The organism is Parasulfuritortus cantonensis (genome assembly GCF_004337445.1).
GTDB classification, from domain to species: domain Bacteria; phylum Pseudomonadota; class Gammaproteobacteria; order Burkholderiales; family Thiobacillaceae; genus Parasulfuritortus; species Parasulfuritortus cantonensis.
Map to the genome: position 1 here is coordinate 16045 of NZ_SJZB01000014.1, position 26210 is coordinate 42254.

Genomic DNA, 26210 nt, shown 5'->3' on the forward strand with positions numbered 1-26210 from the left:
CTTCTGATTCTCCATTAGAATCCTGCCCCTTTCCCGGCCTGGCCGGTTTTTCACGTCCTTGCCCCACCGGTCGCACGGGGGGCTGCAAACCAAAAGGAGCTTCAATGCGACACTACGAGATCGTTTTCATCGTCCATCCGGACCAGAGCGAGCAGGTGCCCGCCATGATCGAGCGCTACCGCACCCTGATCACCGGCAACGGCGGCCAGATCCACCGCCTGGAAGACTGGGGCCGGCGCCAGCTGACCTACACCATCCAGAAGGTCCACAAGGCCCACTACGTGCTCATGAACATCGAGTGCGACCAGCCGACCATGGACGAGCTGGAGCACGGCTTCCGCTTCAACGACGCCATCCTGCGCCACCTCACCATCAAGCGCGACGAGGCCATCACCACGCCGTCGCCGATGATGAAGGAAGAGAAGGCCCGCAACCTGCTGGCCCCGCAGACCGCCGAAGCCGCCCCGGCCGAAGCCGCCGCCGCCTGAGTTGGAGCGTAATCGGGTCGAGATCGAAGGCCGCGTCCTCGCCAACGACGGACTGCGCCGCACCCCCGCCGGACTGGCCAGCCTGAACCTGCGCCTCGGACACGAGTCGCCGCAACGCGAAGCCGGGCATGAACGGAAGGTGCAATGCGAACTGGAAGCCGTCGCCTATGGCGACCCCGCCATGAGACTGGCGGCGCTGACGGAAGGCGCAACGGTCGGACTGGCCGGCTTCCTGGAACGCAAGAGCCTGCGCGATCCCCGCCCGATACTGCACATCACCGAATTCGAGATTAAGGAGTAACAAAATGGCATTCGTTCGCCGCAAGCCCATGGACAAGAACCGCCGCCCCGCCGGTGGCGCCCTGTTCCGCCGCAAGAAGTTCTGCCGCTTCACGGTCGAGAAGGTCAAGGAGATCGACTACAAGGATGTCGACGTCCTCAAGGACTTCATCACCGAGAACGGCAAGATCATCCCCAGCCGCATCACCGGCACCCGTGCCCACTACCAGCGCCAGCTCGGCGTCGCCATCAAGCGCGCCCGCTTCCTGGCCCTGCTGCCCTACACCGACCTGCACGAGTAAGGAGTCGACACCATGGAAATCATCCTGATGGACAAGGTCGCCAACCTGGGCAACCTGGGCGACATCGTCAAGGTCAAGGACGGCTACGCCCGTAACTACCTGATTCCCCAGGGCATGGCCAAGCGCGCCACCGCCGCCAACAAGGCCGCCTTCGAAGAGAAGAAGGCCGAGCTGGAAAAGCTGGCCGCCGAGAAGCTGGTCGCCGCCCAGGCCCGCGCCGAGAAGCTGGAAGGCTTCGAGTTGACCGTCGCCCAGAAGGCGGGCGTCGACGGCCGCCTGTTCGGCTCGGTCGGCAACACCGACATCGCCGACGCCCTGCAAGCCCAAGGCTTCGACGTCAACAAGGCTGAAGTGCGCCTGCCGGAAGGTCCGTTCAAGGCCATCGGCGAGTACGAGGTCGTCCTCGGCCTGCACACCGACGTCACCGCCACGATCAAGCTGACGGTGGTCGCCGAGCAGTAAGCTGCCACGCCTTCCCCGCCCAGGCGGGGATGACGATAGACGAAGGCCGCGCAAGCGGCCTTCGTCTTTTCCGGGCTAGAATTCGTCTCCTATGTCCGCCCGCTTCGATTCCGACCTCGCCGCCATCAAACTGCCGCCCCATTCGGTGGAGGCGGAGCAGTCCGTGCTCGGCGGCCTGATGCTCGAGAACACGGCCGTCGACCGGGTCGCCGACCTGATCAACGAGCAGGACTTCTACCGCGCCGACCACAAGGCGATCTGGCGCCAGATCACGGCCCTGATCAACGAAAACAAGCCCGCCGACGTGATTACCGTCGCCGAGGCCCTGGATTCGCGCAACCAGCTCGAGGACATCGGCGGCCTCGCCTACCTGGCCGCCCTGGCCCAGAACACGCCGTCGGCGGCCAATATCCGCCACTATGCCGAGATCGTCCGCGAGCGCGCCGTGCTGCGCCACCTGGCCGAGGTCGGCTCGGAAATATCCGAATCCGCCTACAACCCGGAAGGCCGCAGCGCCGGCGAGATACTCGACCAGGCCGAGGCCAAGGTCTTCCAGATCAAGGAGGCCGGCGCCAAGACCAGCCAGGGCTGGCAGCCGCTGCAACCGCTCCTGGTGCAGGTGGTCAACCGCATCGACGAGCTGTACAGCCGCGACAACCCGAGCGACGTCACCGGCATCGCCACCGGCTTCGCCGACCTGGACAGCAAGACCTCGGGCCTGCAACCAGGCGACCTGATCATCGTCGCCGGCCGGCCCTCCATGGGCAAGACCGCATTCAGCCTCAACATCGCCGAGAACGTCGCCCTCGACGCCAGCCTGCCGGTGGCCGTCTTCTCCATGGAAATGGGCGCCGCCCAACTGGTCATGCGCATGCTCGGCTCCATCGGCCGCCTGGACCAGCACAAGCTGCGCACCGGCAAGATCGCCGAGGACGACTGGCACAAGCTGACCAGCGCCCTGGGCCGCCTGAACGAGGCGCCCGTGTTCATCGACGAGACCCCCGGCCTGACCGCCATGGAGGTGCGCGCCCGCGCCCGCCGCCTGGCACGCCAGAACGACGGCAAGCTGGGCCTGATCGTGATCGACTACCTGCAGCTCATGTCGGGCAGCGGCGGCGGCGAGAACCGGGCCACCGAAATCTCCGAGATCTCCCGCTCGCTCAAGGGCCTGGCCAAGGAACTGCACGTGCCGGTGATCGCCCTGTCGCAGCTCAACCGATCCCTCGAACAGCGTCCGAACAAGCGCCCGGTGATGTCCGACCTGCGCGAATCGGGCGCCATCGAGCAGGACGCCGACGTCATCCTGTTCATCTACCGGGACGAGGTCTACAACCCGGACAGCCCGGACAAGGGTACCGCCGAGATCATCATCGGCAAGCAGCGTAACGGCCCGATCGGCATGGTGCGCATGACCTTCCTGGGCGAATACACCAAGTTCGAGAATTGCGCCTTGGGCTATCCGTCCTGACCCCGGGCACGCCAACCTAGCCACCTCACCATGCGCCCCATCGTCGCCCGTATCGACACCGCCGCCCTCGCCCACAACCTGTTGGTCGCCAAGCGCCTGGCCGGGCCGGCCCGCGTGCTCGCCGTGGTCAAGGCGAACGGCTACGGCCACGGCCTGGCGCGCGTCGGCCGGGCCCTGCGCGCGGCCGACGGCTTCGCCGTACTGAGCCTGGACGAGGCCGCCACCCTGCGCGCCCAGGGTCTGAGCCACCCGATCGTCCTGCTGGAAGGCTTCTTCCACCCGGACGAGATCGCCGAGATCGCCCGCCGCCGCCTGCAACCCGTGCTGCACCGGGAAGACCAGGTCGACGCCCTGGCGCGCGCCCGGGTCGACCACAAGATCGACGTCTTCCTCAAGCTCGACACCGGCATGCACCGGCTCGGCCTGGCCCGGAAGCCCTGGCTGGCGGCGCTGGAGCGGCTGCGCGCCATCCCGCACGTCGGCAACATCACCCTGATCAGCCACTTCGCCCAAGCCGACGATCCCGCGGTCGGCGTCGCCGGCCAGCTCGCCACGTTCAAGGAGGCGGCGCAGGGCCTGGCCCATCCGGTCAGCCTGGCCGCCTCGGCCGCCCTCCTGCGCTACCCGGAGTCGCATGGCGACTGGGTGCGCCCGGGCATCATGCTGTACGGCGCCTCGCCGTTCGCCGGCGAGACCGGCGCGGACATCGGCCTGCTCCCGGTCATGCACCTGGAAAGCAAGCTGATCGCCGTGCAGAACGTGCGCAAGGGCGAGGGCCTCGGCTACGGCCACCTGTTCACCGCCCCGCGCGACATGCGGGTCGGCGTGGTCGCCTGCGGCTACGCCGACGGCTATCCGCGCCATGCCGTCACCGGCACGCCGGTCCTGGTCGAGGGCCGGCCCAGCCGCACCCTGGGCCGGGTGTCCATGGACATGCTCTGCGTCGACCTGTCAGAGATCGGCCACGCCCATGTCGGCAGCCCGGTCACCCTCTGGGGCGACGGCGTGCCCATCGAGACGGTGGCGGCGGCGGCCGGCACCATCTCCTACGAGCTGCTGACCGCCCTCGCGCCGCGGGTACGCGTCGAGGAAAGTTGAAACCCAAGCGGGCAGGTATGCTATGGTAATACCCGTCAATACCACCCGGGAGCCCGCCATGGCTGCAACGCACCCCCACCCTGTAGCCATCAAGATCGATCAAGACATAAAGGACCGCCTGAAGCGCCTGGCCGAGGCGCGCCACCGCACGCCACACTGGTTGATGCGTGAAGCCATCCAGCAATATGTCGAACGCGAGGAACAGCGCGAAAGCTATCGCCAGGACGGCATCCGGGCCTGGAACGAATATCGGACGAACGGCCTGCACCTGGACCACGAAGAAGTCGACGCCTGGCTTGCCCAATTGGAGGCGGGCCTTGACGCCGAGCCGCCCGAATGCCACGACTGATCTGGTCGCCGCCAGCGCTGCGCGACGTCCAGCGCCTGTATCGTTTCCTTGCCGAGAAAAACCCGGATGCCGCTAGGCGTGCGGTCGGCCTGATCCGCGCAGGCATGCGAATCATCGAGAAGCATCCCGAAATCGGCCGCCCTGCAGAAGGCATGGTCCCGGAATACCGCGAATGGCTGGTCGATTTTGGCGACAGCGGCTATATCGCGCTGTACCGATACGACGGCCGGACTGCAATCATCCTTGCAGTCCGGCACCAGAAGGAAGCCGGATATTGAATAGGCAATACCTTCATCCGGCTTCATCGTTCCCGTCCAGGCGGGAACGACAAAACACCTAACCGAGAGCCGCCATGTCCGACATCCTGACCAAGATTCTGGCCGTCAAGGCCGAAGAAGTCGCCGCGGCCCGCGCCGCCCGTTCCTTGGCCGCCACCCGCGCAGCCGCGGAAGAGCAGCCCGCCGCCCGCGACTTCGTCGCCGCCATCCGCGCCAAGATCGCCGCCGGCGAGGCCGCCGTGATCGCCGAGGTCAAGAAGGCCAGCCCCAGCAAGGGCGTCATCCGGCCCGACTTCCGCCCGGCCGAGATCGCCGCCAGCTATGCCCGCGGCGGTGCCGCCTGCCTGTCCGTGTTGACCGACCGGCAGTTCTTCCAAGGCGCCCCCGAATACCTGCAGCAGGCCCGGGCCGCCTGCAACCTGCCGGTCCTGCGCAAGGACTTCATGATCGACGCCTACCAGGTCTACGAGGCCAGGGCCATGGGCGCCGACTGCATCCTGCTCATCGTCGCCGCCCTCTCGCCGGCGCAGATGCAGGAACTTGAGACCATCGCCATGGAGCTCGGCATGGCGGTGCTGGTGGAATCCCACGACGGCGACGAACTCGACCAGGCCTTGCGCCTCCAGACGCCCCTGATCGGCATCAACAACCGCAACCTGCGCACCTTCGAGACCCGCCTCGAGACTACCCTGGACCTGCTGCCGCGCATCGGCCCGGATCGCATACCGGTCACCGAAAGCGGCATCCTGGCCCCGGCCGACGTGGCCCTGATGCAGCGCCACCGGGTCGACACCTTCCTGGTCGGCGAAGCCTTCATGCGCGCCGCCGAACCGGGCGAGGAACTGCGCCGGCTGTTCGCCCGCTAGCCGGCAACCGTTCCCTTTTCGGCGTCGCAATCGCGCCACACCCGGGCGATCCGCCCGGCCCACATCGGCCGTATGCCTGGCCCAGGGCGGCTTGCGTTGCCACAATGAACGCGCAAGTCCAGCACCCACCCGCTGTCCGAGCCGGGTGTCGCGGGCACCGAAGGGTGCCGCCCGCACAAGCTGGAGTCATCAACACGGACCAGGAGTTCACCATGAAAAAGTCTCTGATCGCCCTGGCGCTGGCCAGCGCCTTCGCCACCCCCGCCTTCGCCGCCACCGGTAACGTCGACGTCTACGGCAAGCTGCGCGTCTCCCTCGACTACGTCGATGTCGACGGACTGGAAAAGAATTGGCAACTGAACGACCAGACCTCGCGCATCGGCTTCAAGGGCACCGAGGACCTCGGCGGCGGCCTGCGCGCCATCTGGCAGATCGAGCAGGCCCTGAGCAGCCAAGGGTCGATCCCTTACGGCAAGGATATGGATTTCTCCACCGGCGGCGAGTTCTCCAACTTCGGCGGCGGCACGCTTGCCAGCCGTAACACCTACGTCGGCCTGGCCGGCGATTTCGGGACCTTCCTGGTCGGCCGCCACGACACCCCGTACAAGCTGGTCGGCTCGTCCGACCTGTTCGCCGACACCTCGGCGGACTCGCAGAACTCCAGTCAGCTGGGCGGCATCATCGGCTACGGTGTCGATGACATGACGCTCATGGCGAATGGCATCGACCCGGTGGGCGGCTTCGACATGCGCGCCACCAATGCCATCGCCTACATCTCGCCGACCTTCTCCGGCCTGACCGTCATCGCCGCCATCGTGCCGGGCGAGTCCTACGCCAATGGCAGCAAGGCCAACGGCCTCGCCGATGCCTACTCGGTCGGCCTCCTGTACGCGAACGGCCCGCTCAACCTCGGCCTCGGCTACGAGATGCACACCGGCGACTTGGTCAACGACATCACCTACAGTGCTACCGACGACGACGAATCGGCCTGGAAGCTCAACGCCGGCTACACCATCGGCGACCTCAAGCTGGGCGGCACCTACGAACAGCAGGACGGCGTCATGGGCAACAAGTCCACCAACTACCTGGTGTCCGCCGCCTATGGCATGGGCCCGATCACCCTGGCCGGCCAGTTCGGCAAGCGCAACGTCAACAGCGACGCCGAGACCTGGGGCTCCCAGGACCTGACCCGCTGGACCATCGGCGCCGTCTACGGCCTGTCCATGCGGACCAGCGCCTACGTCGCCTACGACCATGACAAGTACGAGAACAAGTACTACGGCAACACCAAGGCCAACATCTTCACCGTCGGCCTGAACCACGACTTCTGATCCGGTTCCGAGCCCTCTCCCGGACGGGCGCCTGCGGGCGCCCGTTTTCATTTCCGGTGCCCTGTGCAGGTCGCTGCCGACCGGTTGCAAGCCCCACCGCCACGCGCATCGCACCGCCCTGTTGCAATCCCGCCACACATAATCCAACCGTCATATCCGGAATTCGCCGAATGCTTTGGTCCGAAACCCGGGGCTTGCCACAATACGTTCAACTTCTCGCGCGAGAGGTTGTTTTCACCCCACTCGCTGCAAGCAGACCCGCAAGGTGATGCGAGGAGCGAGGCGGAGGCGATCCGGCCGGCAGGCCCGGACCTCTCCGCGAAAGCTGGAATTATTAACTTGAACTAAGGAGTTCATAATGAAGAAGTCTCTGATCGCCCTGGCTGTTGCCGGCGCCTTCGCCGCTCCCGCCTTCGCCGCCACCGGCAACGTCGACGTTTACGGCAAGCTGCGCGTCTCCCTGGACTACGTCGACCTGAACGGCGGCCTGGAAAGCAGCTGGCAGCTGAACGACCAAACCTCCCGCATCGGCTTCAAGGGTAGCGAAGACCTGGGCGGCGGTCTGAAGGCCATCTGGCAAATCGAACAAGCCCTGAGCAGCCAAGGCAAGCTGTTCGGCTACGACGAATTTGCCGCCGGCGGCGAATTCTCCAACATCGGCGGCGGCACCCTGGCCGGCCGTAACACCTTCGTCGGCCTGTCCGGCGACTTCGGTACCGTCCTGGCCGGTCGTCACGACACCCCGTACAAGCTGGTCGGTTCCGCTGACATCTTCGCCGACACCTCCGCTGACTCCCAGAACGGCAACCAACTGGGCGGCATCATCGGCTACGACCTGGACTGGAACGGCATCGGCGGCTTCGACATCCGCGCCACCAACGCCATCGCCTACGTCTCCCCGAGCTTCTCCGGCGTGACCGTCATCGGCGCCGTGGTTCCGGGCGAGTCCTATGACTCCGGCAGCAAGGCCAACGGCATCGCCGACGCCTACTCCCTGGGCGTGCTGTACGCCAACGGCCCCCTGAGCCTGGGCCTGGGCTACGAAATGCACACCAAGGACATCGTGTACGACATCACTACCGGCATCTACGGTTCCGGTAACGGCATCAGCGAAAACGAATCCGCCTGGAAGCTGAACGCTGGCTACGCCATCGGCGACCTGAAGCTGGGTGCCACCTTCGAAAGCCAGGACGGCGTTCTGGGCATGAAGTCCACCAACTACCTGGTTTCCGCCGCCTACGGCATGGGCCCGATCACCCTGGCCGCCCAATACGGCAAGCGTGACCCGAACAGCAAGGCCAACAACATCCTGGGCGACAGCGACCTGACCCGCTACACCCTGGGTGCCGTCTACGGCTTCTCCAAGCGCACCAGCGCTTACTTCGCGTACGACCACGACAAGTACGAGAAGGGCGCGTTCGACGGTCTGAAGGCCAACATCTACACGATCGGCCTGAACCACGACTTCTAATCCTGTCCCCAGGATTGGCATAGTCTTGACGGGCGCCTACGGGCGCCCGTTTTTCATTTCCGATCGGGAACGACGAGATGGCACAGCCTTCCTTGAACGGGCCCTGCCCCTGCGGCAGCGGCAAGAAATACAAGCGTTGCTGCGGTGCCCAGGCCAAGTCGGATGAGCGCACGCAGGCGCTGCGCCAACTGGTCGGCGCCACGCTGCAGGCCTATGAACAGGGCGACCTGACGCGGGCCGAGCGGCTGATCGGCCAGGCCCTGACGCTGGCCCCCAACGATCCCGGCCTGCTCGGCATCAAGGGCATGACCTTGTTCCGGCTGGGGCGGCTGGATGCCGCCAACGCCTGCATCAGCCGGGCCATCGAGATCAACCCCAAGGATTCCCGGCTGTGGAATTTCCGCGGCCAAGTCCAGGCCCGCTTGCGGCGCAACGAAGGCTACGTCGAGGCGGAACGTGCATTCGGACACGCGGTCGAGCTCGATCCCTCGTTCGCCGAGGCCTGGCATAACCTCGGCCAGGTGCAACTGAGCACGGCAAAACCGTATGAGGCCATCGAGTCGTTCAGGCAGGCGCTCCGGCGCGCCCCGGACGAACGCGACTCCTACGTCCACCTGGCCTTGGCGCACTACCTCATGCACGAGTTGCCGGACGCGAGGGCGGCGATCGAGCGCGCCGTCGCACTCGGGCTCGATGCCACCCAGGCGGCACTGCTGCAGGCCCTGCTGTTACGCGCGGAGGGCAGGATCGCCGAGGCGGATGCGCTGCGGGCGCGCACGACGGTCGCCGACACGCCCGGCCCCGGCCACGTCGGCCTGCTGCGGGAAATCGGCCAGATCGAATTGCTTGCCGGCAACATGGCCGAGGCCGTGTACTGGCTCAAGCAGGCACAGGCCGCCGCGCCCGACGATGAAATGATCTATTACCACCTCTCTTCGGCGTGCAAGTTCTCGGCTACCGAGCGCGACCTGGTGGCCAACATGGAACGGCTGGCCGGGGTTGCCAAGGAACCGGCCCGCCATCGTCTGGAATTCGCGCTCGGCAAGGCCTACGCGGACCTGGGCGAGCATAACCGTGCTTTCCAGCACTACAAGACCGGCAACGATCTGGTCCGGGCCACGGTGCCGTTCGACGCGACGGCGTTCCGGGCCGAGACCGAAGCCATCATCGCGCGCAGGCGCGGCCACGACACCGCCCCGGGTTCCGACTCCCCTCTGCCGGTGCTGATCGTCGGCACGCCACGCTCCGGCACCAGCCTGGTGGAACAGATCATCAGCAGCCATTCGCAGGCGGCGGGGGCCGGCGAGCTCGACTTCTGGGGCCGCATCGCGGGTACGCCGGACGGCTACAGCCAGGCCCAGCGCCAACGCCTCGCCGAGGACTATCTGGCCATCCTGCGCCGGCATGCCCCCGGCGCCCTCCGGATCACCGACAAACAGCCGCTCAACTACCAGTGCCTGGATACCATCCTCTCGGTGTTTCCCAATGCCAGGATCGTTCATTGCCAGCGCCATCCGATCGATGCCTGCCTGTCGATCTATTTCCAACTGTTCGACCGCTCGCAGGCCTACAAGTGGGACGAGGCCGGCCTGGTCGTCTTCTACGAAGCCTACCAGCGACTGATGGCGCACTGGCGCGCCGTACTGCCCCCGGAAAACCTGTACGAGTTGCGCTACGAGAAGCTGGTCGACGACCTGGAAGGCGAATCGCGACGCCTCATGACCTTTCTCGGCCTGGCTTGGGAACCGGGGCAGTTGGAGTTCTACAAGCAGACGCGCTCGGTGTTCACGCCCAGCAAGTGGCAGGTCCGGCAACCCATCTACACGACATCCAAGGCACGCTGGCGGCGCTACGAGAAACACCTGGGGCCGTTGCTCGAACTGCTCAGGTATGCCCCCGATTAGGGGCCGCGCGGCCAGGCGGGCGGGAGCATCGCGACTTCGCCCGCCCACGCCGCCGCTTTATCGTTATAGTGCCAGCCACGTCCGGAACTGATCTGCGAAAATCGACCATGCGCCCCCACCTCATCTCCGCCCAAACGGGCCGGCCCGACCCGATCCAGACCGCCAAGGACCTGCTGCGCGCCGGCAGGCAGGAAGAAGGCGAGCGTACCCTGAGACAACTGCTGGATCGCGACGGCGGCAACCCCGAAGCGCTCGGCCTGCTGGCCCTGCTGGAAGTCCAGCGTCGGCACACCAAGAAGGCCAAGCAGTTGTGGGAACAAGCCCTGGCCAACCCGACGCCTGCCTGGATCTATCTCCGCAACCTCTTCAATCTGCTCAGCGTCGTGCTCAGGGAGGGCGCCCGCGCCGAGGCGGCGAAGTACGCCAGCCGCCCGGTTCCGCAATGGCCTGAACAGCGCATCCCGAACCCGGAGGAGCGGCAGATGCTGCCCGCCCTGGCCGACATGCTCGCCGACCTGGGCCGGATCGACGCGGCCGCCGACCTGCTGACCAGCGCCATCGGCCACCTCGCCCAGGACGGCGTCTTGCACCATGCCCTGGGCAAGCTCCAGTTGGCCCGGGGCGACCTCGGTGCCGCCTGGCAGGCCCTCCAGCAGGCGGAGCAGCGGCTCCGGCCACGCGTCAGCTTCCCCCTGCTCACCGACCTCTGCCTGTGCGCGATGGAACGCGGCGATCAAGCGGCCGTACGCGCGATCCACGCCACGCTCGCGACCGCATCGCCGGTCTATGTCAGTCCTGCCCAGACAGGTCAACGCGCCAACATCCTGATATTCAACAAGGTGAAATTCGCCGACATCGACTCTGAACGGGCGCTGCACTTCGGGGGTAATTTCCCCGGCCAACTGAGCACCCATCTGGCGGCCGAATATCGGTTCATGTCCGTGTTCGCCGAAGAAGCCGCCGGGCGCGCCGCGCGCGAGCAGTTGCCGCCACCCGCCTTGATCCTGAACAACATCGCCGGCGCCGAGGCCATGGCGGCGCGCGGCAGCCAGCAGGATCTCGTGCAGTTCGCCGCGAGCTTCGGCGTTCCCGTGATCAACCATCCCGACAAGATCGCCCAGTCCGGCCGTGACGAAAACGCCGCCCGGTTGGCTGGCCTGGCCAACCTCCTGGTTCCCCGCACCTGCCGTTTCGACAAGGCGGGCAAGACCGGCAGCGAACTCGCGGCCGCGATCGAAGCGCAGTTCGCCTACCCTCTGATCGCCCGCACGCTAGAGCTCCAGCAAGGCCTGGGCATGCACAGGATCGACGACCGCGCACAGTTGCTCGACGCGCTCGCCACGCGGCTGCCCGAGCAGTTCTTCGTCACCGAGTTCATCGACAGCCGCGGCCCCGACGGCTTCTACCGCAAGATTCGCGCCGCGGTGGTGGGCGACCACATCGGCGTCATGCGGGCCGACTGGGATACCTTCTGGATGGTGCATGGCCGCAAGTCCGAGGAACGGGTGGCCTTCTACCGCAGCAACCGCCACCTGCTGGCCCAGGAGGACCGCCTCTGCGCCGACCCGGATCGGGAACTGGGCGCCGGCGTGATGGCGACCCTGCACGCCATCCGGGAACGCATCCCGCTCGACATATTCGGCATCGATTTCGACGTCCTGGCCGACGGCCGCCTCGTCTTCTACGAGGCCAACGCCTCCATGAGCCTGTTCACCGCCGCCGCCCCCGACATCCGTTCGCCGGACCATGCCCACCAGCGTACCCTGGCCGCCATGCGCAGCTATATCGACGGGCTGTTGAAGTAGCACCGCTACCGCGTGGCCTCGGCCACGCCTGACCGCCGGGAGGCCGACTGCCATACCCCCAAGCGCGGTGGAATCGGATAACCTGCAACCCGGAGTTGTTATTCGGCCCGGCCCGCCTCGGGGTCCGGACTGCCATCGAGGATCGATCGCCATGAGCCAAACACACGACGTACTGAGCAAGGGCAGCCGGCTGTACCGGCGCATGCAGGAACTCGGCGACCCGGGCCTGGCCCCCGGCTATCTGTTCCACATTCCGGAATCGGGCAGGACCTGGCTCGGTGTGGCGCCGGAGCGGACCATCACGCTCGGCGCGGACGGCTTCGCGGTCGACGCGGGCGGTGTCCGCACCACCGTGCCGGCAGGGGCCCGGCCGTTCCAGACCCTGCGCCAGTTGATCGACCCGGCGCGGCCCTGTTTCTTCATGATCAGCCTGGATATCCAGCGCCGCAGCCGGGACCCCGCCCTGCCCCTGATGGAATTCGTCCAACCGGCCATGGAGGCCCGCTTCGGGTCCGCCGACGGCGTCGCCATCCTGGCAGCGGACGGCGCCGACCGGTCGGCTCTGGAAACGCTCCTGGCCGAGTTGCCGGAAGGCGTCGCCGAGCCGCAACCGGTGGCCCAGACCGGCACGCCGGTCCCCTGGCATACGGAACCCGATGCCGAGTTCCTCAAGCGCATCGAGGCAGCGGTGGCGGCGCTGCAATCCGTCGTCGGCAAGATGATCATCACCCGCGCCTACGACAAACCCGTGCGCCCGGGCGCCGATCCCTTCCGCCTGTTCGAGATCTACGCGGGCAACGAACGCGGTGCCGCGGCCACCCATTTCGCCGCCCTCGGCCGCGACACCTTCTCCCTGGGCTGCAGCCCCGAGAACGTGTTCGAACTCGATCACGGCAAGCTCAGTTTCGACGTCGTTGCGTCGACCCGGGGCATCTCGCCGGATCCGGAGGTCGACGCCCGCTGGCTGCAGGAGCTGCTCACCGACGCCAAGGAACGGCACGAACACCTGATGGCGCTGGAACGCTACCGGATCCGCCTGGCCGGCCTGTGCGAAGCCGGCTCGGTCCGCGAGGAGCAGCTCATGGGGGTGCGCACCCTGCGCCGGGTCCGGCATCTGCACTCGCGGCTGTCCGGCAGGCTGCGCCCGGGGATCGACTTCCTGGATTTGCTGGAGGAGAGCTATCCTCCGCTCAGTTCCTACCCGGCGGAGCTGGTCCCGCTCTCCGACCCCGACACCCAGCCGTTGCGCTACTACGCCGGCATCGTCGGCCGCGCCGCGCCCGGCGGCAGCGAGGTGTCCTGCTTCCTCAACCTGCGTTCGGCCCTGCTGCTGAACGGGACCCTGCATACCCAGGGCGGCGTCGGCGTGATCGCCGAAGCGAAACCGCAGCAGGAAACCCTGGAGGTGGCCAACAAGCTGCGTTCGCTGCTGGAGGCGGTGACCGAGTGGGAGACGGAATCCGGCCGCTAGGCGGCCATGCCCCCGCGGGCATGGCGGGCCGTCGTTACTTGCGGACGGTGTCGATCACCAGCTTGACGCCCTTGGCGCCCACCTTGACCTTGGCCAGGTGACCCTCGAGGTCGCCGGCCGCGCCCTTGATGTCGCCCGACTTGGCGATGCGCGCGACCAGATCGACTTCCTTCAGGTTGGACAGCCGGTTGTCGGCCGACATGGCCATCGCGTCGGTCAGGGCGAAGTCGAGCGGCAGGTCGCCGACGCTGGCGCGCAGCGCCGCCGCCGGGGCCCCGCCGCCGGCACCGCGGGCGAACAGGAAGACCGTGTCGGTCGGCGCCACCTGGCCCTTCAGGGCCGGTGCCAGCTCGAGCCGGCCGGCCACCTGGGCCGTCGGCGCGGCCTTGGCCCCGCTCGGCTCGCTCAGGTTGTCCAGGTGCGCCGGGCCACCCTGGGCCAGGCGGCGCGCCTCCTGGGCGGCCTGGGCGATGTCCTGCGCGTAGGGCGATTCCGGCGGCACCAGCTTGAGCAGGCGGCCGAAGTAGTCCGCCGCCTTGGCGTAGTTCTTGGTCTGGAAGCTGGCGATGCCGGCGAGTTCCAGGCCCTTGATGTCCTCGGGATCGATCTCCAGGGCCTTGAGGATCAACTCCATCGGCTTGCCCTGCAGGACGCGGTCGTTGTTGACCGCCAGCGCCTCGGCATAGCCGGTCATGACGGCCGGCACGTTCGGCTTCAGGGTGTTGGCCTTGTCGTAGGCGGCCAGGGCATCCTGCCAGCGGCCGACGGCCGCGTAGGTGCGCGCCAGCATCGCCCAGGCGTCGACGTTGCCGGGTTCGCTGCGGGTCTTCGCCTCGACCTGGTCGATCATCGCCTGGATGTCGTGCTCGCCGCGCACGGCGGCCGGCAGCAGCGCGTCGGGCGTGCCAACCTGCAGGTACAGGGCGACCGCGAGCACGGGCACCAGGACGGCCAGCACGCCCCCCAGCACGCGGCCGCCGCGCCGGGCAGGCGCCACCGGGTCCTCGACCACCAGGGCATCCTGGGCCAGGCGGGCCTCGAGCTCGATCTTGGCCGCGGCGAACTGGTCATCGCTGAGCAGGCCGTTGCGGTGGTCCGCCTCCATCTCCTTCAACTGGTCGCGATAGACGGCGATGTTGATGCTGCTGCGCCCGGCGTGCGCCGCACCCGGGCGCTTGCGCAACAGGGGCGGCAACAGGAAGGCCAAGGCGACCGCGACGAACACGGCGGCGAGCGCCCAGAAGGCATAGGTGCTATTCAATCGATGCTCCTCGAACTGACGGCGGCGGCCGGGTCCCGCCCGGCTCGCCCATTAGGTGTAGATCAATCCTGCTTTTCGTCGAGCAGGTCGGCGGCCTGCTTGAGCGCTTCCGGGCTGACCTGGCTGGCCGCCTGGATGGCGCGCCGCCGGCGCAGGGTCAGGTACCAGGCCACCCCGCCGATGGCCAGGAAGAGCGCCGGGCCCAGCCAGAGCAGCACGGTGTAGCTGCGGAAGGGCGGCCGATAGAGGACGAAGTCGCCGTAGCGGTCGGTCAGGTAGGTGATGACCTGCTGGTCGGTCTTGCCCTGGTGCATCAGCTCGCGTATCTCGCGCCGGAGATCCTCGGCCAGTTCGGCGTGGGAGCCGGCCAGGGATTCGTTCTGGCAGACCAGGCAACGCAGGTCGGACGCCAGCTTGACCATGCGCGCCTCGATGGCCGGGTCGTCGCCCACCGGCACGGCCTCGGCGGCCCAGACCGGCATGGCCAGGCTGGCGAGCAGGATCAGGAATAGGCGCTTCATTTGTTCAACTCCTTGAGCAGGGGCAGGAACTTGTTCTGCCAGGCATCCGCGTCGATCGGGCCGATGTGCTTCATGCGGATGATGCCCTGCTTGTCGATGACGAAGGTCTCGGGCGTGCCGGTGACGCCGTAGTCGATGCCGACCCGGCCGTCGAGGTCGTCGGCGGTCACCACGTAGGGACTGCCCTCGCGCGCCAGCAGGGCGGCCGCCTCGCGATCCTTGTCCTTCCAGTTCAGGCCGTAGATCGGCACGCCGGCCTGGGACAGCTGCATCAGGGCGTCGTGTTCCTGGCGGCAGGCGACGCACCAGGGCGCCCAGACGTTGAACAGCCAGACCTTGCCCTTGTTCTGCTCGGGCGCGAAGGTCACGCCGGCCTGGCCGACGACCGGCAGCGTGAAGGCCGGCGCCGGCTTGCCGATGAAGGGCGACGGCACCTCGCGCGGGTTGAGGTGCAGCCCGACATAGAAGAAGCCGGCCAGGGCCACGAAGATGATCAGCGGCAACCAGCGTTTCATGCCTTGGCCCCCTGCACGGCGGCGCCCTTGGCCGGGCTGGTGTCGGCGCCCGTCTTGCGCAGCGCGATCAGGTAGCGGCGGTCGAAGGCGGCCAGGATGCCGCCCAGCGTCAGCATGGCGCCGGCGAGCCAGAGCCAGCCGACGAAGGGCTTGAAGAACACCCGCACGGTCCACTCGTTGGGACCGAGTTCCTCACCCAGGGCGGCGTAGACGTCGCGGGTGAAGCCGTAGTTGATGGCGGCCTCGGTCATCGGCATGCCGGAGGCGTTGTAGATGCGCTTCTCGGGATGCAGGACGAAGGCCGGCTTGCCGCCCGTACTCACCTCCAGGGTGCCGCGCGCGGCGCGGTAGTTGGGACCGTCGCGCATCTCCACGCCCATGAAGGTGAAGGCGTAGCCGGACAGGTGCACCGTGTCGCCGACGTTCATCTTGACGTTGCGCTCGGTCTCGTAGGCGGAGACGAGGGCGATGCCGGCGACCACCCAGGCGAGGCCGAAGTGGCCCAGCTGCATGCCCCAGAAGCCGCGCGGCAGGCGCATCAGCGCGGCCAGCTTGCTGCCCTGCTCGTGCTTGAGGCGTTCCGCGAAGCCGATCAGGACCGTGAACACGATCCACATCGCCAGGCCGATGCCGACGCTCGCCATCCAGTTGAAACCGCCCACGGTGAGCGGCAACAGCAGGGCGCTCGCCACCGAAACCGCCATGGCGATGCGCAGGCGCTTGGCCATCTCGGGCAGGCTGGCCTGCTTCCAGCGTGCCAGGGGGCCGACGCCGGCCAGGAACATGGCGGGCGCGATCAGGGGCACGAACACGGAGTTGAAATAGGGCGGGCCGACCGAAATCTTGCCCATGCCCATGGCGTCCATGAACAAGGGGTACAGGGTGCCGAGCAGGACCGAACCGAGGGCGGCGACCAGGACCACGTTGTTGGCGAGCAGGAGCGACTCGCGCGAGAACCAGGTGAAGCTGCCGCCGCTCTCCATCTTGGGTACCCGGATGGCGTACAGGACCAGGGAACCGCCGATCACCACGCCCAGGAAGCCGAGGATGAAGATGCCGCGGGTCGGGTCGGTGGCGAAGGCATGCACCGACGAGAGCACGCCGGAACGGACCAGGAAGGTGCCCAGCAGGCTCATGGAGAAGGCGATGATGGCGAGCAGGACGGTCCAGCCCTTGAAGGCGCCGCGCTTCTCGGTCACCGCCAGGGAATGGATCAGGGCGGTGCCGGCCAGCCAGGGGATGAAGGAGGCGTTCTCGGTCGGGTCCCAGAACCACCAGCCGCCCCAGCCCAGTTCGTTGTAGGCCCACCAGCTGCCGGCGGTGATGCCGATGGTCAGGAACACCCAGGCCACCGTGGTCCAGGGCCGCGACCAGCGCGCCCAGGCGGCGTCGAAGCGCCCGGACAGGAGGGCGGCGATGGCGAAGGCGAAGGCCACCGAGAAGCCGACGTAGCCCATGTACAGCATGGGCGGGTGGAACACCATGCCCGGGTCCTGCAGGAGCGGGTTCATGTCGTTGCCGTCCGCCGGGATCGGGTTCAGGCGCGTGAACGGGTCGGAGGTGAGCAGGATGAAGGCCAGGAAGCCCGAGCTGACCAGGCCCATGACGCCGATCACGCGGGCCGACATGTCGTCCGGCAGGTGATGGCTGAACACCGTCACGGCCATGGTCCAGAAGGCCAGGACCAGGGTCCAGAGCAGGATGGAACCCTCGTGCGAACCCCAGGTGGCGGTGAAGCGATATATCTTGGGCAGTTGCGAGAAGGAGTTGCGGGCGACGTTCTCGACCGAGAAGTCGTTGGTCAGGAAGGCGTAGGCCAGGCAGCCGAAGGCGATCGCCACGAAGACGAACTGCCCCTGGGCCGCCGGGCGCGCCACCGCCATCAGGGTGGCATTGCCGCGGTGCGCGCCCAGGATGGGCAGGATGCCTTGGGCGAGGGCCAGCAGCAGGGCCAGGATCAGGGCCAATTGGCCGAGTTCGGGGATCATCGTATCTCCTCAGTATTTCCGGGCCGGGGCCCATGCCGACAGCGCCTGGCGGCTCATTGCGTCACCACCGTCTGCTGGGCCTTCTGCGCCTGCTCGAGCGCGTGGGCGGCCTCGGGAGGCATGTAATTTTCGTCGTGCTTGGCCAGCACCTGGGTGGCCAGGAAGGCGCCGCCGTCGCCCATCTTGCCTTCGGCGACCACGCCCTTGCCTTCCTTGAACAGGTCCGGCAACGGGCCGTATTCGCGGATGCTGTATTGGACGGTGATGGATTTCGCGGTATCGGTGACCACGAAGCTGGCCAGCATGCCATCCTCGGACCGCTTCAGGCTGCCCGACTCGACCAGGCCGCCGATCCGGAAGGCCCGGTCCTTGGGCGCCTCGCCGGCGGCCACCTGGGTGGGCGAGAAGAAGAACACCAGATTCTTCTTGAAGGCATTGAGCACCAGGCTGGCGGCGATGGCCAGGCCGACGACGGACAGGCCGATGGCCAGGAGTTTCTTGTTGCGCGATTTCATTCCGATTCCCAGTTCCTCATGCGCCTGAGGCGTTGCAAAGTGTGTTTCTGACCGCGGATGAGGGAAATGATTTCAATCAAGACGGCAAAAAAGGCGACGCCGTACGACCCCCATACGTACAGGCCATAGCCACCCATGGCCCAGAACTCGCTCCAGCTGCCCCAATGCATCACTTGCCCTCCAGGATTTCCGCGGCCCATTCGGTGTGCCGCTCGCGCTCCAGGATGATCCCGCGCACCCGGATCATGGCCGCGGCGATGGCGTAGAACCAGGCCGCGAAGGTCATGATCAGCATGCCGGTGACCATGGTCGCGGCCATGGTGGGCGCCTTCATCAGGCTGATGGACGCGCCCTGGTGCAGGGTGTTCCACCACTTCACGGAAAAATAGATGATCGGCACGTTGATGGCGCCGATCAGGGTCAGCAGGGCGCCGGCCTTGTCGCCCCGGCGCGGGTCGTCGATGGCCGACCACAGGGCCATGATGCCGACGTACAGGAAGAACAGGATCAGCGAGGAGGTCAGGCGGGCGTCCCAGACCCACCAGGCGCCCCACATCGGCTTGCCCCAGAGGGCTCCGGTCCACAGGGACAGGAAGGCGAACAGCGCCCCGGTGGGCGCCAGGGCGCGCGACATCATGAACGACAGCCGGGTGTTCCAGGCCAGGCCGACCGCCGACCAGAAGGCCATCACCAGGTACAGGAACATGGACATCCAGGCCGCCGGCACGTGGATGAAGATGACCCGGTAGGCCTCGCCCTGCTGGAAGTCCGTGGGGGCGACGAAAAAGGCGATGTAGACGCCGATCGCCGCCAGCAAGCCGGCGCTCCAGGCGAACCACGGGATGAGCCGGCCGGCCAGGCCGTAGAAGGTCATCGGGGCGGCGAATTTGAACCAGGCGATGGACGACGACATAGGATTCACTCGATGGAAACGCGCAGGGCGGCGGCCGCCACCCAGGGCGACACCAGTAGGGTCATCACCATGAAGGCGGCGAGCAGGGACAGGTTGGCTTCCGCGCCCACGCCGGCCAGGGTGGCATCGACGGCGCCGGCGCCGAAGATCAGGGCCGGAACATACAAGGGCAGGATCAGCAACGTCAACAATACCCCTCCGCCGCGCAGGCCCAAGGTCAGCGCGGCGCCGACGCTGCCGAGCAGGGACAGCACCGGCGTGCCGACCAGGAGCGACAGCATGAGGACCCCGATGGCGTCGCCGGGCAGGGCGAACTGGACGCCCAGCACCGGGGCGATCAGGAGCAGCGGGATGCCGTAGATCAGCCAGTGGGCGAGCGCCTTGCCGAGAGCGAGCAGGACCGGCGGGTTGGGCGACAGGAGCATCTGTTCCAGGCTGCCGTCGCGGTGGTCGTCGGCGAACAGGCGCGACAGCGACAGCAGGGCGGCGAGCAGGGCGGCCACCCAGAGCACGCCGCCGGCGACCTTGCTGAGCATGGCGGGGTCGGGACCGATGCCGAGCGGGAACATGCTGACCACCATGACGAAGAAGAACTGCGAGGTCAGCCAGTCGCCCTTGCGCCGGGCGGCCAGCTTGAGGTCGCGGCGGATGACGGCGATCAGGAAGCGCAGCATGCCGGCTCCTCCTGGTTGCCCGGCTCCGGCCGGGTCAGCGCGGGCCCGACCAGCAGGGGGACGACGGCGAGGCCGTCCAGGGCGAGCGGCTGATGGGTGGTCATGACCACCATGCCGCCGGCGCCGACGTGGTCGCGCAGCAGCCCCTCGACCATGGCGACGCCGTGCACGTCGAGGCCGGTGAGCGGCTCGTCGAGGATCCAGAGCAGGGAACCGGAGGCGACCAGGCCGGCCAGGGCCACCCGGCGCCGCTGGCCGAACGACAGGACCCGGCAGGGCAGGTCGAGGCAGCGCGCGAGACCGATGTCGGTGAGCGCCCGCTCGGCCGTCGCCTGGTCCATCGGCATCCCCTCCAGGTCGCCGGCCAGGCGCAGGTTCTCGACCGGGGTCAATTCGTCCTTGATGCCGTTCAGGTGGCCCAGGTAGGCCATCTCGCGGTGAAACAGCTCGCGGCCGTCGGCCAGGGCGCGACCGCGCCAGCGAATCTCGCCGGCGAGCGGGTGCGCCAGGCCGGTGAGGAGACGCAGCAGGCTGGTCTTGCCGCGTCCGTTGCCACCCTGTACCAGGAGGAGCTGGCCCTGGCCCAGGCTGAAGTTCATGCCCGTGAACAGCGTGCGCTCGCCCCGTGCACAGGCAAGATCATGTACGGAGAGGACGGCGGCGGTGTCGGACATGGAATGGAGGTATCGATAGCAGGCGGAGGATACCGGCAATCCACCGGTTCTCCAACTTCGGGGCGGGTTGAAAAAAATGCGCCGGCTCGAGGCCGGCGCCATTGTCGGCGACGAAGCTGAAGCCTGGCTTAATGCGGCGAAACGCGGCGGTTCGCCTGTTCGTCCAGGCTGGCGAGCACCGGCGCCAGCTGCGCCTTGCGCTTCGGTTCGAGCCTGAGCGCTTCTTCGAAGGCGGCGCGCGCGAGGTCGTTGTCGCCGCCGTGCAGGTAGGCGATGCCCATGCCGATGAAGGCGACGGCGTTGCCCGGCTCGGCACCGATGACGCTCTGGTAGGTGCGGATGGCCGAGTCGAAGTTCTGCGTCGCCAGGTACAACCCGGCCTTCTTCATCAGTATCCGGCTGGAATTGGGCTCGCTCTTCTCGGCGGCCTCGTAGGACTTCATGGCCTGGTCGGTATGGCCCTGGCGCCATTGGCTGTCGCCCTGCTCCAGCCACTTGTCGGCCGACGCGTTGGCGTGGGCCGCGGCGGCACCGACCATGAAGGCCAGCCCCGCCAGGCAGTTGATCAACGGTCTACGCATGTCTCCATCCTGTTCTCTGCACGGCCGTGCGGCCGGCCCCGAAGGGCTGGCCGCACTTCCTCGTTACTTCAGGGAGCCCTTGCCGTAGCGCTCCTCGAAGCCCTTGCGCACCTTGTCGATGGCTTCCTTGCTGAGGCCGTTGAAGTACCAGTCATGGCCGTCGATCGGCTTGAAGTACTTGGCCAGCAGGTCGTCGGCGAACTTGGTGTTGCCGTCCTTCTTCATCACGACTTCCTTCATCTCCGGAATCCAGAGGAAGTAGGTGTGCTGGGCGACCTCGTAGATGCCGTGCCACCAGGTGTAGTCCGGGCCCATCATGGCGGCGCCGTGGCGGGTGGTGCGGCCTTCGTGGTGCCAGATCTCCCACCAGGTCCATTCGATCTTCTCGTCGAACGGCGCCGGGGTGATGTAGCCGGCCTTCTTCAACTCCTCCATCATGGCCGCGATCGGCTTGGCGAACTTGTCGTTGTAGAGGTCGACCAGGTTGTCGAACTGCTCGTAGTGCTGGTTGACCTGACGGTCGGTGTGGCAGGCCATGCAGACGTCCTTCATCTTCTCGCGCCGCTTCTGCCAGGAGACGATCTGCTTGACCGTGGAGCCCTTGGCCGCGTCACCCACCTTGGGTAGCGGCTGGCTGGCCGGCAGGTCGAACTCGTCGCCGTTCTCGAGCTTGATCATGTTCAGCTTCTGCGAGATGGGCGGGCGCAGGGTCCAGGAGATGCGGTCGCCGACGTCGTGGGTGACGCCCTGGGTCTGGGTTGCGCTCATGTGGCAGGTCGCGCAGGTCGGGGCCGCCGTGTAATCGACGCCGACCACCCACTTCTTCGACTTCATGTTCATCTCATCCCGGAAGGACGCGAACAGGATGCCGTGCTTGGATTCCTCGTAGACCTCCTTCTGCGGATGGTCGGGGCCCAGGTGGCACTTGCCGCAGGTATCCGGCTCGCGCGCCTGGGCGGCGGAGAAGCGATGGCGGCCGTGGCAGGCCGAGCAGGATCCCTTGGAGCCGTCGAGGTTGATGCGGCCGATACCGGTGTTGGGCCAGGTTTCGGCGGTCGGCATGTTCTTGGCGTCGAGTTCCACGACGGAACCGTGGCACTGCCGGCAACCGGCGTTGACGGCGGGCAGGCCGCCGATCACCTCGCCCATCAGGTTGTCCAGCGAGGCGAGTATCTGGCCGCCCTTGGCGTGGTGCGAGGGCTGCTGCTGGGTCACTTCCTTCTCGTGGCAGGCGGCGCAGTCCTTCGGCGTGACGATGGTGGCGATCATCACCTTGTGGTGCAGATAGCCGTCCTTGTCGCCCGGCAGGGCCTTGTGGCAGTCGTAGCAGTCGATGTCCTTGCCGGCGTGGGTGCTCTTCTTCCATTCCCTGGCCAGCCCCGGCGTCTCGTCCATGTGGCACTTGACGCACTTTTCGCCGATGGCGCGGTCGGCGGCCGTCTTCTTGCTCGCCGCGTGGCCGTACCGGCGCCGAACAGCAAGACCATGGCGATGAGCATGGCACTGAACCAGCCCGGTGAGTGTTCCCTTCGTATCATGACTTTCCCCTTCTTCCGGTGACGAATACCGCCCGCTACTCCGCCGGCGCCGGTGGCGCCGGCTAGACCTGCCTTGTCGAACCTGTCTGTACCGTCATAGATTCCCCTTCACGCGTGCGACCACGTATCAACCGAAGGCATCCGCCATCACGTTCCGGAGCCAGCCGTCGGCGTATTCGGCCTCCAACTTCCGGTACAGGGCCGGCACCTCGGAGTTGTCGGGCATCTTGACCGGCGAGATGCCGCTGCCTTCCTTGATGTATTTGAAGGTGCCGTTCTCGACCCGGTACAGGTGGGCGACCGAGAAGCCGTAGCCCTCGTCGACGATGCTGTAGCAGGTGTTGGCGTAGTAGGGCTGGGGCGCCGGCAGGCCGTTGACCTTGGCGACGATGGCCGCCGCCGCCACCTTGGCCTGGGTCATGGCGATGTGGGCGGACTTGGGCATGTCGAAGTTGGCGTCCGGATTGCCGTACAGGGCCATCTCGCCGGCGACGCAGCTGTCGCCGATGGTGTAGATCGCCTCGTCCTCGGCGGACGCCATGGTCATCGGCACGACCTTGCACCAGCCGTCGGCCTTGGCCAGGTCGCTGGCGACCGCGATCTTGCCGGCCTTGTGGGGCGGGATGATGTTGAGGACGTCGGCCTTGATGTCGACGAAGTCCGACGACACCGTCTTGGTCTTGGCATCCAGCTTGACCACCTTGCCGCCTTCGGCACCCTTCACCCACTCGATCATGCCGTGGGTGCCCAGGCCTTCCTTCTCGAATCCGTACAGCTTCTTCCAAGCCTGCTGGAACAGGCCCTTTTTGGAGTGGCTGTCGTTGGCATCCATGATGATGATCTTGGACTTGGTCTTGCCGTGGTGCTTGAGGTAGCTGGCCACCAGGGAGGCGCGCTCGTAGGGCCCGGGCGGGCAGCGGAACGGCCCCGGCGGCACGACGATGACGAACTTGCCGCCGTCCGGCATCGCCTCCAGCTGCTTCTTGAGCAACAGGGTCTGCGGGCCGGCCTTCCAGGCATGCGGGAAGCGGTCGACCAGGGCCTCGCTGTAGCCTTCGATGCCCTCGAAGTGGAATTCCACGCCGGGCGACATGACCATGGCGTCGTAGCCGAGCTTGCGGCCACCCTGGGTGGTGACGGTCCTGGCGGCCCGGTCGATGCCGGTGACCAGGTCCTGGACGACCTCGACGCCGTGCTTGCGCAGCCCGTCATAGCCGACCTGCAGCGTCTTGATGTCGCGGTAGCCGGCGATCACCTCGTTGGACAGCGGGCAGGACGTGTAGGACTTGTTCGGCTCGATCAGGGTCACCTCGATGGCCGGGTCGAGCAGCTTGAGGTACTTGGCGGCCGTGGCGCCGCCGTAGCCGCCGCCGATGACGACGACGCGGGCCTTGGCGGCCGCGCGGGCGACGGCCGGGAACGCGCTGGCCGCCCCGCCGGCGGCGAGGACGCGGATGAATTCACGACGGTTGATCTGGCTCATCTGGTCCCCCTCACTTGCCCTGGGCGCCGTAGAACCCGGCCGCCGCTTCGACGTCCCCGGCACCCATCTTGCGGGCGTTCCGGATCATTCTCTTGTGGGTCATCTGGAAGCTGTCGTCGCGGTACTTGGCCAGTTCCAGTTCCAGGTACTTGGCCCACTGCCCGTTCAGCTTCGGCACGTCGTCCTCGTCCGGCTGCCCGCCGGTGGCGCCGTGACAGGACTCGCAGCGCTCGGTGGCCTTCCGGCCCTTGGCCAGGACCGCCTTGGCGGCCGGCTGCGGCACCGGGGTCCAGGGCTGCTTGGCGAAATAGGCGGCCAGGCCGGCGATCTCGTCGTCCGTGTAGCCCTTGACCAGGCGGGTCATGTTGGCCGACGCCCGTTCGCCGCGCTTCCACTCCAGCATGACGCTCTTGAGATAGGCCTCGGGCAGGCCCGCGATCGACGGCATCGAGGTGCCGGCACTCACGCCACCGGTACCGTGGCAGTTGAAACAGGTGCGCGCCAGGCCTTCCATATTGTCGGCCGCCTCGGCCACACCCAGACACGACAGGCCGGCGAGCACACCGACCACGACGAACTGCTTGCGCATATCCCCTCCTGACAGATGGTGTCCCCTGACTGCTTACTGCTCAATCCACCGTAGCGGATGGTATAGACGCACCTGGAGAATAACCTTGATAGCCATCAAGTTTCTTGGCGCTTGCGGGATGGTGTACCCCGGGCACGAGCGGACACCGGCCACCCGGGCGGATGGCCGGCAGGAGCCAGCGGGACGGAGGGCGGGCCTAGGCCGGCCCGGAGGGGCCGGTCAGACCGACGGGTCGTCGCCCAGCCTGGCCAGGCGACCGGAGGAGAACTGGCTTTCCAGCCACTTGCGCACCCGGGCGGCGTCGCCGATGCGCGACAGCTTGCCCCAGGAATCGAGCAACACCATGATGACCGGGCGGTCGGCGATGTTGGCCTGCATGACCAGGCAATGGCCGGCCTCGTTGATGTAGCCGGTCTTGGACAGGCCGATGTTCCAGCTCGGGCTGCGGGTCAGCGCATTGGTATTGTTGAAGGCGACCTGGCGCATCACCTCGCGCGAAACCCGGCGTACCCGGCCGTGGTCCTTGACCCGGACCACCTGGCGGCCCGGCATGGTGACGCCGTATTGCCCGGTCGAGGTGATCTGGCGCAGGAGGGGATAGCTCGACGCGGCGTCGACCAGCTTCACGAGGTCGGCGGCGGTGGAGCGGTTGGAGCTGTCCAGGCCGGTACCGTCGACGAACCAGGTATGGCTCATGCCCAGCGCCGCGGCCTTGGCGTTCATGGCCTGGACGAAGGCCGGACGACCGCCCGGGTAGGAGCGCGACAACGCCGAGGCGGCGCGGTTCTCGGAGGCGATCAGGGCCAGGTGGAGCAGTTCCTCGCGGCTCAGGGTGGTGCCCAGGGCGAGCCGGGAACTGGACCCCTTCAGGCGGTCGACGTCCTCGTTGCCGATGACGATCTCCTCCGTCATCGGCAGGCCGGCATCGAGCACGACCATGGAGGTCATCAACTTGGTGATCGAGGCGATCGGCGTCGCCACGTCGGGGTTCTTGGCGTAGAGGGCTTCGCCGGTCTTCTGGTCGACCACCATGACGGCGGCCGAGCGCAGGTTCAGGGCGGAACTCTCGACGACGCCGTAGGAGACCTCCAGCGGCGCCTGGGCCAGGCTCTGGCTCATGTGCAGGCGGCGTTCCTGGGTCTCGCTCACGACACGCTTGTGGGTACGGGCGCGATAGCGCTTCTTGCTGGTGACCCGGCTGACCTTCTTCTTGGCCTTGGCCACCGTCTTGCCCGCCTGGGCGCTGGGCTTGACCGACGCGGTACCGGCGGACTGGGCCATCGGCGCGGCGACCGCGAGCGAAGCCGAGACCAGATAAGCAAGTAGTTTCTTCACGGCACCCACCCCTACGTCATCCGTGCACGCCGCAATAATCGGCGCTTACAC

The 26210-nt window shown here is 67.1% G+C and carries 28 protein-coding genes; 14 read left to right on the forward strand and 14 right to left on the reverse strand.

From position 1 onward, the window contains the following. Positions 1 to 104: 104 nt before the first annotated feature. The 14 genes from rpsF to EZJ19_RS03965 all read left to right on the forward strand — a co-directional run bounded on the left by rpsF (position 105) and on the right by EZJ19_RS03965 (position 13572). Positions 105 to 488 carry a 30S ribosomal protein S6 gene (gene rpsF / locus EZJ19_RS03900; RefSeq protein WP_131444988.1) on the forward strand — a complete coding sequence of 128 codons (384 nt, stop codon included), beginning with the start codon at positions 105 to 107 and terminating at the stop codon, positions 486 to 488. A 1-nt stretch (position 489) separates the two neighbouring features. Continuing rightward, the gene (gene priB, locus EZJ19_RS03905) at positions 490 to 789 is read left to right on the forward strand and encodes a primosomal replication protein N (RefSeq protein WP_206199309.1); all 300 of its coding nucleotides are present in this window, start codon (positions 490 to 492) and stop codon (positions 787 to 789) included. A 4-nt stretch (positions 790 to 793) separates the two neighbouring features. After that, a complete protein-coding gene (gene rpsR, locus EZJ19_RS03910) occupies positions 794 to 1069 on the forward strand; it encodes a 30S ribosomal protein S18 (RefSeq protein ID WP_131444989.1) in 276 nt (91 codons plus the stop codon). Positions 1070 to 1081: 12 nt separating this feature from the next. Continuing rightward, positions 1082 to 1531 carry a 50S ribosomal protein L9 gene (gene rplI, locus EZJ19_RS03915; protein WP_131444990.1) on the forward strand — a complete coding sequence of 150 codons (450 nt, stop codon included), beginning with the start codon at positions 1082 to 1084 and terminating at the stop codon, positions 1529 to 1531. A gap of 91 nt (positions 1532 to 1622) precedes the next feature. Next, positions 1623 to 2999, forward strand: coding sequence for a replicative DNA helicase (gene dnaB, locus EZJ19_RS03920; protein WP_131444991.1), 1377 nt, complete (start codon positions 1623 to 1625; stop codon positions 2997 to 2999). A 30-nt stretch (positions 3000 to 3029) separates the two neighbouring features. Continuing rightward, positions 3030 to 4097: an alanine racemase gene (gene alr / locus EZJ19_RS03925; RefSeq protein WP_131444992.1), complete on the forward strand. Its 1068-nt coding sequence runs from the start codon at positions 3030 to 3032 to the stop codon at positions 4095 to 4097. 58 nt (positions 4098 to 4155) lie between these two features. Next, a complete protein-coding gene (locus EZJ19_RS03930) occupies positions 4156 to 4446 on the forward strand; it encodes a CopG family ribbon-helix-helix protein (RefSeq protein WP_131444993.1) in 291 nt (96 codons plus the stop codon). Further along, positions 4434 to 4724 (forward strand): type II toxin-antitoxin system RelE/ParE family toxin, encoded by a 291-nt coding sequence (locus EZJ19_RS03935; RefSeq protein ID WP_131444994.1) that lies wholly within the window; start codon positions 4434 to 4436, stop codon positions 4722 to 4724. Before EZJ19_RS03930 ends, EZJ19_RS03935 begins: the two co-directional genes overlap by 13 nt. A 74-nt stretch (positions 4725 to 4798) precedes the next feature. After that, positions 4799 to 5590 carry an indole-3-glycerol phosphate synthase TrpC gene (trpC, locus tag EZJ19_RS03940; protein WP_131444995.1) on the forward strand — a complete coding sequence of 264 codons (792 nt, stop codon included), beginning with the start codon at positions 4799 to 4801 and terminating at the stop codon, positions 5588 to 5590. A 212-nt stretch (positions 5591 to 5802) separates the two neighbouring features. After that, complete coding sequence (locus EZJ19_RS03945; protein ID WP_165873451.1) at positions 5803 to 6921, forward strand: porin; 1119 nt, start codon at positions 5803 to 5805, stop codon at positions 6919 to 6921. A gap of 358 nt (positions 6922 to 7279) precedes the next feature. Continuing rightward, entirely contained in the window at positions 7280 to 8392 is a 1113-nt protein-coding gene (locus tag EZJ19_RS03950) for a porin (RefSeq protein WP_131444997.1), read from the forward strand. A gap of 92 nt (positions 8393 to 8484) precedes the next feature. Beyond that, positions 8485 to 10296: a sulfotransferase gene (locus EZJ19_RS03955; protein WP_165873452.1), complete on the forward strand. Its 1812-nt coding sequence runs from the start codon at positions 8485 to 8487 to the stop codon at positions 10294 to 10296. Between the two features lie 107 nt (positions 10297 to 10403). Next, positions 10404 to 12101 carry an ATP-grasp domain-containing protein gene (locus EZJ19_RS03960; protein WP_131444999.1) on the forward strand — a complete coding sequence of 566 codons (1698 nt, stop codon included), beginning with the start codon at positions 10404 to 10406 and terminating at the stop codon, positions 12099 to 12101. A gap of 151 nt (positions 12102 to 12252) precedes the next feature. Then, entirely contained in the window at positions 12253 to 13572 is a 1320-nt protein-coding gene (locus EZJ19_RS03965; protein ID WP_131445000.1) for a chorismate-binding protein, read from the forward strand. A 34-nt stretch (positions 13573 to 13606) separates the two neighbouring features. On the opposite strand, the gene ccmI is transcribed toward EZJ19_RS03965, so the two are convergent. The 14 genes from ccmI to EZJ19_RS04035 all read right to left on the reverse strand — a co-directional run bounded on the left by ccmI (position 13607) and on the right by EZJ19_RS04035 (position 26159). After that, positions 13607 to 14833 carry a c-type cytochrome biogenesis protein CcmI gene (ccmI, locus tag EZJ19_RS03970; protein WP_131445001.1) on the reverse strand — a complete coding sequence of 409 codons (1227 nt, stop codon included), beginning with the start codon at positions 14831 to 14833 and terminating at the stop codon, positions 13607 to 13609. 62 nt (positions 14834 to 14895) lie between these two features. Beyond that, entirely contained in the window at positions 14896 to 15354 is a 459-nt protein-coding gene (locus EZJ19_RS03975) for a cytochrome c-type biogenesis protein (RefSeq protein ID WP_131445002.1), read from the reverse strand. Further along, complete coding sequence (locus EZJ19_RS03980) at positions 15351 to 15869, reverse strand: DsbE family thiol:disulfide interchange protein (protein ID WP_131445003.1); 519 nt, start codon at positions 15867 to 15869, stop codon at positions 15351 to 15353. Before EZJ19_RS03980 ends, EZJ19_RS03975 begins: the two co-directional genes overlap by 4 nt. Continuing rightward, complete coding sequence (locus tag EZJ19_RS03985; protein ID WP_131445004.1) at positions 15866 to 17857, reverse strand: heme lyase CcmF/NrfE family subunit; 1992 nt, start codon at positions 17855 to 17857, stop codon at positions 15866 to 15868. The genes EZJ19_RS03980 and EZJ19_RS03985 overlap by 4 nt, the downstream gene beginning before the upstream one ends. 53 nt (positions 17858 to 17910) lie before the next feature. Next, a complete protein-coding gene (gene ccmE / locus EZJ19_RS03990; RefSeq protein ID WP_131445005.1) occupies positions 17911 to 18372 on the reverse strand; it encodes a cytochrome c maturation protein CcmE in 462 nt (153 codons plus the stop codon). Next, positions 18369 to 18542, reverse strand: a complete 174-nt coding sequence (gene ccmD, locus EZJ19_RS03995) for a heme exporter protein CcmD (RefSeq protein ID WP_131445006.1) — start codon at positions 18540 to 18542, stop codon at positions 18369 to 18371. Before ccmD ends, ccmE begins: the two co-directional genes overlap by 4 nt. Beyond that, the gene (gene ccmC, locus EZJ19_RS04000) at positions 18542 to 19285 is read right to left on the reverse strand and encodes a heme ABC transporter permease CcmC (protein WP_131445007.1); all 744 of its coding nucleotides are present in this window, start codon (positions 19283 to 19285) and stop codon (positions 18542 to 18544) included. The genes ccmD and ccmC overlap by 1 nt, the downstream gene beginning before the upstream one ends. Before the next feature lie 5 nt (positions 19286 to 19290). Beyond that, positions 19291 to 19959: a heme exporter protein CcmB gene (gene ccmB, locus EZJ19_RS04005; RefSeq protein WP_131445008.1), complete on the reverse strand. Its 669-nt coding sequence runs from the start codon at positions 19957 to 19959 to the stop codon at positions 19291 to 19293. After that, positions 19944 to 20633: a cytochrome c biogenesis heme-transporting ATPase CcmA gene (ccmA, locus tag EZJ19_RS04010; protein ID WP_131445009.1), complete on the reverse strand. Its 690-nt coding sequence runs from the start codon at positions 20631 to 20633 to the stop codon at positions 19944 to 19946. The genes ccmB and ccmA overlap by 16 nt, the downstream gene beginning before the upstream one ends. Before the next feature lie 128 nt (positions 20634 to 20761). Continuing rightward, positions 20762 to 21214, reverse strand: a complete 453-nt coding sequence (locus EZJ19_RS04015; RefSeq protein ID WP_131445010.1) for a tetratricopeptide repeat protein — start codon at positions 21212 to 21214, stop codon at positions 20762 to 20764. Positions 21215 to 21277: 63 nt separating this feature from the next. Then, positions 21278 to 22609, reverse strand: coding sequence for a multiheme c-type cytochrome (locus tag EZJ19_RS04020; RefSeq protein WP_131445011.1), 1332 nt, complete (start codon positions 22607 to 22609; stop codon positions 21278 to 21280). A gap of 270 nt (positions 22610 to 22879) precedes the next feature. Continuing rightward, positions 22880 to 24235, reverse strand: coding sequence for an NAD(P)/FAD-dependent oxidoreductase (locus EZJ19_RS04025; protein ID WP_131445012.1), 1356 nt, complete (start codon positions 24233 to 24235; stop codon positions 22880 to 22882). 10 nt (positions 24236 to 24245) lie between these two features. After that, a complete protein-coding gene (locus EZJ19_RS04030) occupies positions 24246 to 24824 on the reverse strand; it encodes a c-type cytochrome (protein WP_131445013.1) in 579 nt (192 codons plus the stop codon). A 219-nt stretch (positions 24825 to 25043) separates the two neighbouring features. Further along, entirely contained in the window at positions 25044 to 26159 is a 1116-nt protein-coding gene (locus EZJ19_RS04035) for a serine hydrolase (protein WP_240754643.1), read from the reverse strand. Between the last annotated feature and the right edge of the window lie 51 nt (positions 26160 to 26210).

Excerpts from the sequence above, each read along its gene's own strand:
- rpsF (WP_131444988.1), top strand. The coding sequence starts at position 105 with ATGCGACACTACGAGATCGTTTTCATCGTCCATCCGGACCAGAGCGAG.
- rpsR (WP_131444989.1), top strand. The coding sequence starts at position 794 with ATGGCATTCGTTCGCCGCAAGCCCATGGACAAGAACCGCCGCCCCGCC.
- rplI (WP_131444990.1), top strand. The coding sequence starts at position 1,082 with ATGGAAATCATCCTGATGGACAAGGTCGCCAACCTGGGCAACCTGGGC.
- dnaB (WP_131444991.1), top strand. The coding sequence starts at position 1,623 with ATGTCCGCCCGCTTCGATTCCGACCTCGCCGCCATCAAACTGCCGCCC.
- alr (WP_131444992.1), top strand. The coding sequence starts at position 3,030 with ATGCGCCCCATCGTCGCCCGTATCGACACCGCCGCCCTCGCCCACAAC.
- EZJ19_RS03930 (WP_131444993.1), top strand. The coding sequence starts at position 4,156 with ATGGCTGCAACGCACCCCCACCCTGTAGCCATCAAGATCGATCAAGAC.
- EZJ19_RS03935 (WP_131444994.1), top strand. The coding sequence starts at position 4,434 with ATGCCACGACTGATCTGGTCGCCGCCAGCGCTGCGCGACGTCCAGCGC.
- trpC (WP_131444995.1), top strand. The coding sequence starts at position 4,799 with ATGTCCGACATCCTGACCAAGATTCTGGCCGTCAAGGCCGAAGAAGTC.
- EZJ19_RS03945 (WP_165873451.1), top strand. The coding sequence starts at position 5,803 with ATGAAAAAGTCTCTGATCGCCCTGGCGCTGGCCAGCGCCTTCGCCACC.
- EZJ19_RS03950 (WP_131444997.1), top strand. The coding sequence starts at position 7,280 with ATGAAGAAGTCTCTGATCGCCCTGGCTGTTGCCGGCGCCTTCGCCGCT.
- EZJ19_RS03960 (WP_131444999.1), top strand. The coding sequence starts at position 10,404 with ATGCGCCCCCACCTCATCTCCGCCCAAACGGGCCGGCCCGACCCGATC.
- EZJ19_RS03965 (WP_131445000.1), top strand. The coding sequence starts at position 12,253 with ATGAGCCAAACACACGACGTACTGAGCAAGGGCAGCCGGCTGTACCGG.
- EZJ19_RS03975 (WP_131445002.1), bottom strand. The coding sequence starts at position 15,354 with ATGAAGCGCCTATTCCTGATCCTGCTCGCCAGCCTGGCCATGCCGGTC.
- EZJ19_RS03980 (WP_131445003.1), bottom strand. The coding sequence starts at position 15,869 with ATGAAACGCTGGTTGCCGCTGATCATCTTCGTGGCCCTGGCCGGCTTC.
- EZJ19_RS03985 (WP_131445004.1), bottom strand. The coding sequence starts at position 17,857 with ATGATCCCCGAACTCGGCCAATTGGCCCTGATCCTGGCCCTGCTGCTG.
- ccmE (WP_131445005.1), bottom strand. The coding sequence starts at position 18,372 with ATGAAATCGCGCAACAAGAAACTCCTGGCCATCGGCCTGTCCGTCGTC.
- ccmD (WP_131445006.1), bottom strand. The coding sequence starts at position 18,542 with ATGCATTGGGGCAGCTGGAGCGAGTTCTGGGCCATGGGTGGCTATGGC.
- ccmC (WP_131445007.1), bottom strand. The coding sequence starts at position 19,285 with ATGTCGTCGTCCATCGCCTGGTTCAAATTCGCCGCCCCGATGACCTTC.
- ccmB (WP_131445008.1), bottom strand. The coding sequence starts at position 19,959 with ATGCTGCGCTTCCTGATCGCCGTCATCCGCCGCGACCTCAAGCTGGCC.
- ccmA (WP_131445009.1), bottom strand. The coding sequence starts at position 20,633 with ATGTCCGACACCGCCGCCGTCCTCTCCGTACATGATCTTGCCTGTGCA.
- EZJ19_RS04015 (WP_131445010.1), bottom strand. The coding sequence starts at position 21,214 with ATGCGTAGACCGTTGATCAACTGCCTGGCGGGGCTGGCCTTCATGGTC.
- EZJ19_RS04020 (WP_131445011.1), bottom strand. The coding sequence starts at position 22,609 with ATGGACGAGACGCCGGGGCTGGCCAGGGAATGGAAGAAGAGCACCCAC.
- EZJ19_RS04025 (WP_131445012.1), bottom strand. The coding sequence starts at position 24,235 with ATGAGCCAGATCAACCGTCGTGAATTCATCCGCGTCCTCGCCGCCGGC.
- EZJ19_RS04030 (WP_131445013.1), bottom strand. The coding sequence starts at position 24,824 with ATGCGCAAGCAGTTCGTCGTGGTCGGTGTGCTCGCCGGCCTGTCGTGT.